At 71.8% G+C, this 4,516-nt stretch carries 3 protein-coding genes, 1 tRNA gene and 1 pseudogene; 2 read left to right on the top strand and 3 right to left on the bottom strand.

The features are described from left to right. The coding region (locus tag SACSA_RS23540; protein ID WP_048876921.1) for a helix-turn-helix domain-containing protein at positions 1-226 on the top strand (226 nt) is incomplete at its 5' end. Between the two features lie 36 nt (positions 227-262). Here SACSA_RS23540 and SACSA_RS0117300 read toward each other — a convergent pair. Continuing rightward, on the bottom strand, positions 263-2,956 hold the full coding sequence (locus SACSA_RS0117300; RefSeq protein WP_019818998.1) for a PQQ-dependent sugar dehydrogenase: 2,694 nt from the start codon (positions 2,954-2,956) through the stop codon (positions 263-265). A gap of 187 nt (positions 2,957-3,143) precedes the next feature. Here SACSA_RS0117300 and SACSA_RS0117295 point away from each other — a divergent pair, with 187 nt between their 5' ends. Beyond that, positions 3,144-3,944, top strand: a complete 801-nt coding sequence (locus SACSA_RS0117295) for an alpha/beta hydrolase (RefSeq protein WP_019818997.1) — start codon at positions 3,144-3,146, stop codon at positions 3,942-3,944. Between the two features lie 76 nt (positions 3,945-4,020). Here the strand turns inward: SACSA_RS0117295 and SACSA_RS0117290 are convergent. Beyond that, positions 4,021-4,108: transfer RNA gene (locus tag SACSA_RS0117290), tRNA-Ser, on the bottom strand. Positions 4,109-4,131: 23 nt separating this feature from the next. After that, positions 4,132-4,516, bottom strand: a pseudogene (locus SACSA_RS0117285) (nucleoside deaminase); the annotation flags it as partial.

Raw genomic sequence — 4,516 nt, 5'->3', positions numbered from 1 at the left:
GCCCGCCGCGGCCCCCGCCCGGGACGACGCCCCGGCGCTCAGCGACCGCGAGCGGCAGGTCGCGGAACTGGTCGTGGACGGCATGACCTACAAACAGGTGGGTGACCGGTTGTTCATCTCGGCCAAGACCGTCGAGCACCACATGGCGCGGATGCGCCAGCGCCTCGGTGCCACCAGCCGCGCCGATCTGCTCGCCCAGCTCCGCACGCTGCTCGGTCGGGACTGACCCACGCGGCGTGCCCGTGTGCGCGGGGACCGGCCGCTACTGGCCGTGGGCCGCGTGGACGGTGCGGTCGGAGTCGGCGAGCCAGCGGATGAAACCGCCCTGGAAGTCGTTCCGGCGCCCGCCGTCCACGGAGTACTCGCTGCTGGTCGGATAGCCCAGGTACGACCGCTCCCAGCCGAGCGCGCGCCACTGCCTGCGGATCGCGCCGTAAACGGCGTGGGCACCGGTGCGCGGGGTCCAGTAGACCGAGCCGGCCTTGGAGAAATGGTTGTACCGGCCGACGCCGTCCGGTGTGGACATCTCGTCGGTGGTGGGGTAGCCGAGCGGTCCGCGCTCCCAGCCGAGTGAGGCCCAGCGCAGCCGGATGTCTCCCCAGATCGCGTGCGCGCCGGTGCCCGGCGTCCAGTAGACCGAGGCCGTGCGCGTGTACGGGGTGCCCGCGAAGTGGTTGAACCGGCCCACCCCGTCGGGCGTGGTCGTCTCGTCGGTCAGCGGCGGCCCGAACCGCTCGTGCCCGCCGAGAGCGACGTAGGACTTGGCGATGCCGCCGTGCACCTCGTGCGTGCCCGCGCCCTCCGACCAGTACAGCCTGCCCCGCTCGAACGGCCGGTAGTAGACCTCGCCGTCGATCACCTCGGGACCGGTGGGCTCGCCCAGCGTGTCCCGCAACTCGGGATCGGCGTCGTAGCGCTGCTCCACCGGTGTCGCGTACCGGGCCGTGAGCGTCAGGTCGTCGTCGGCCATGACGAACGTCCGGTTCCGTCCGGTGTGCCCATCGGCCCATCCGGCGAACGTGGACACGCCGTCGGTCGCGGTCTCGGCCGCGGACACGCTCACCGTGGCGCCCGCGGTGACCATCGCGGAACTGCCGCGGCCCGCGTCGTCGCCGTCGCCCTCGCTGACGATCTCCAGCGCGGCGGGCACCTCGCTGGTCAGCGTGAGCCGGTGCTCGCGCGGCAGCGCCTCGTAGGTGTGGGTCGTCGACACGCCGTCGCTGTCCGTGGCGGTCGCGACCAGCTCCATGCGGGAGTCGGGATGGTCGGTGAACGGCACCGAGAAGCGCGGTCCCTCGCCCGACTCCGTCGGGTGGGAGTGGCAGGTGGCCTCCTCAGGGCAGTGCACCACCGTGGCCTGCCACCGCACCGGCAGCGGCCCGTCCTCGGCGTCGGTGGCCCGCGCGGTGACCGTGACCGGATCGCCGACGGCGTAGGTGCGCTCGTCGCGGGCGTCGGCCCGGAGCACCGGGGTGTGGTTGCCGGGCACGATGGTCACCTCGGTGCTGTCGGTGGCTCCCGCGGTGTCGGTCACGGTCAGCGTGGCGGTGACCCGTTCGACGTCGTCGGCGTAGGTGTGCCGCACGCGCGTGCCCTCGGCCGTGGAGCCGTCTCCGAAGTCCCACTCGTGGTGCAGGGCGTCCCCGTCGAAGTCGTACGAGCCGGTGGCGTCGAAGGAGACCGTGCGTGTGTCCGGATCGGTCTCGATCTCGGCCTGCGCCACCGGCGCCTGGTTTCCGCCCGCGTAGGTGAGCCGTTTGAGCGTGCCCGAGCCGATGTCGGCGTAGACGATGTCGCCGTTGGCCGCCGTGGCGAACTTGACCGGCCTGCCGATGTCGGTGCCCAGCGGTGGGCTCTGCGGAGGCTGGGTCAGTCTGCCCTGCTCGTCGTAGCGCAGCGTCCAGAGCTTGGCGTGGGTGTAGTCGCCGAAGAAGTAGGCGCCACGGTACTCGGGCGGGTAACTCGTTCCGGTGTAGACGACGCCGCCGGTGATGCTGTTGGCGTTGTCGGTGCCCTTGCCGTGCCGGAAGCGGACGAGCGGCTCCGTGTTCGGCGCCTCCGCGCACCCGGGGAGGTCCCGGTAGCCGGGGGTGGGTTCGGTGCCCTCCCAGCACGGCCAGCCGTAGTCGCGGCCCGGCCGGACGAGGTTGATCTCCTCCCACGTGTTCCAGCCGACGTCGCCGGTGATCGGGAGCCCGGTGCGCGGGTCGAGCGAGAGCCGGAACGGGCTGCGGAACCCGCTCGCGAACACCTTGCCGCGCGTGGCGCCGGGGTCGGCCGGGTCGTAGTCCGGATTGCCCGGCACGCCGTCGCCGTTCGCGTCGAGGTGCAGAATCTTGCCCTGGGCCTTGGCCTCGTCCTGCGCGCGCAACGCCCGCGCGTCCACCTCGGTGTAGCTGGCGACGTCGCCGACCGAGACCCAGAGGGTGCCGTCGTCGTCCGGCGCGATGCCGGTGATGCCGTGGACGTTGGCGTCGCCGGGCAGGCGCAACAGCTCCGTCTCGTTCGTCAGCCCGGTGGGCTCGGGCGAGCCGGTGACCTCCCAGCGCGCCAGCGTCAGATCGTACGAGCCGCCGCCGGTGGGAACCGAGCGCGCGAGGTAGATGTGCCGGGTGGTCTCGTAGTCGGCGGCGACGCCGAGGCCGACGAGGCCGAGGTCCTGCTCGGCCACCACCGGGAGCGTGGCGAGCGTGCGGGCGCGCCCGCTCGGCGACACCCACGCCACGGTGCCGTTCTTGCCCGTGCTGAGCACCCCGCCGTCCGGCAGGTACGCGAAATCGGTCAACCGCCCGGCCGACTGGCCGCTGGGCAGGGTGCGCAGCGCGAACCCGTCGGGCAGGGAAGGCGACGCCGCGGCCTGCGGTGCTCCGACGGCTACGGACAGGGTCGCCACCATCACCCCGGAGACGGCGGCGGCGACCAGACGTGCGAGCGGACGGTTCCGACGAAACCACATACCGTCACTTTCGACACCGGCGGTGGGAACGTTTCCTCCGACACGCCATTCGTGTGCCATTGCGACCCGGACGAGTGAAACTGGACCCGTGACCGGGTGGTACCGCACGCGGCGTCGGTGCTCCGGTGGTTCCACAGCGCGTGTGGCGTTTCCGCCGCACGACATGACTCGCGGGTAGGTTCAGGCCATGGCCACGAACAAGAACGTGATCCTCATCCATGGCACCTGGATGCGCGGTACGCACTGGAGTGAGGCCCGGGCGGCGTTCGAGGAGCGCGGGTTCACCGTGCACACCCCGTCGCTGCGCTACCACGACCTCCCTCTGCTGGAGGGGTCTCTGAAACTGGCGGAGCTGAGCCTGCTGGACTACACCTCCGACCTCGTCGCGCTCGCCGGGTCGCTCGACGAGCCGCCGTTGCTCGTGGGACTGTCGATGGGCGGCCTGCTGGCCCAGCTCGTGGCCGCGCGCACGCCGCACGCGGGCGTGGTGGCGGCATGCCCCGCGCCCGCTGCGGGCATCTTCCAGCTCTACCCGAGCATGATCCGGCTCTTCGCCGGGCACTACCTCCAGCCGAGGCCGTGGCGTAAGCCGCTGTACCCGACCTGGGACCGCATGCGGTGGGGTGCCGCGCACCGGCAGGACGAGGACTACGTGCGCGAGCTGTACGCCGACCTCGTCTGCGAGTCCGGCCGCGCCTACTGCGAGATGGCGTTTCCCTACCTCGACCGGCGCAGGGCCGCTCGCGTGGACTTCGACGCGATCACGGGTCCGGTCCTGGTGCTCAGTGGCGAACGGGACCGTATGGTCGTTCCCCGCATCGCGCGGGCGACCGCCCGGCGGCACCGGCGCGCCACCCACGTCGAGATCCCGGGTGCGGACCACATGGTGCTGATGGGCACGAACCTTTCCACCACGCTGCGCCACATCGACGCCTGGCTCGACCGCGAGCGGGTGTTCGCCTCGGGCGAGGACTCGCGCTCGGCGTGAGGCACGGCCTTCGGAAAAAGCGAAACGCCGGACGGCCCGTCGGGTACCGATCGGGCCATCCGGCGTCTCACCGAAGTGGCGGTAGCGGTGGGATTTGAACCCACGGAGGTTTTACCCTCACACGATTTCGAGTCGTGCTCCTTAGGCCGCTCGGACACGCTACCGGTGAATACTGTACTCGACGCGATCAGCGCGTCCGGAAGGGGGCACCCCCCTCGCCGTGGGCGTCCCGCTGACCGGCGAAGAATTCGTCCAGCAACGCCGCGCACTCGTCGGCGAGCACCCCTCCGACGACTTCGGGCCGGTGATTGAGCCTGCGATCGCGCACCACGTCCCACAGCGAACCCACCGCGCCGGTGCGCGGCTCCCACGCGCCGAATACCAGCCGCGCGACCCGGGCCAGCACGAGCGCCCCCGCGCACATCGTGCACGGTTCCACGGTCACCGCCAGCGTGCAGTGCTCCAGCCGCCAGCCGTCGCCGTGGACGCGCGCCGCCTCCCGCAACGCCAGGATCTCGGCGTGCGCGGTCGGGTCGGACAGTTCCTCCGCGCGTTGTGCGCGCCGGCGAGCG

This window comes from Saccharomonospora saliphila YIM 90502 (assembly GCF_000383795.1).
Classification (GTDB): domain Bacteria; phylum Actinomycetota; class Actinomycetes; order Mycobacteriales; family Pseudonocardiaceae; genus Saccharomonospora; species Saccharomonospora saliphila.
Note: the sequence above shows the minus strand (reverse complement) of the source record. Positions and strands in the feature narration are given on the sequence as shown.

Bases quoted from the DNA above. Each gene is read 5' to 3' on its own strand.
- SACSA_RS0117300 (WP_019818998.1), bottom strand. From the start codon at position 2,956: ATGTGGTTTCGTCGGAACCGTCCGCTCGCACGTCTGGTCGCCGCCGCC.
- SACSA_RS0117295 (WP_019818997.1), top strand. From the start codon at position 3,144: ATGGCCACGAACAAGAACGTGATCCTCATCCATGGCACCTGGATGCGC.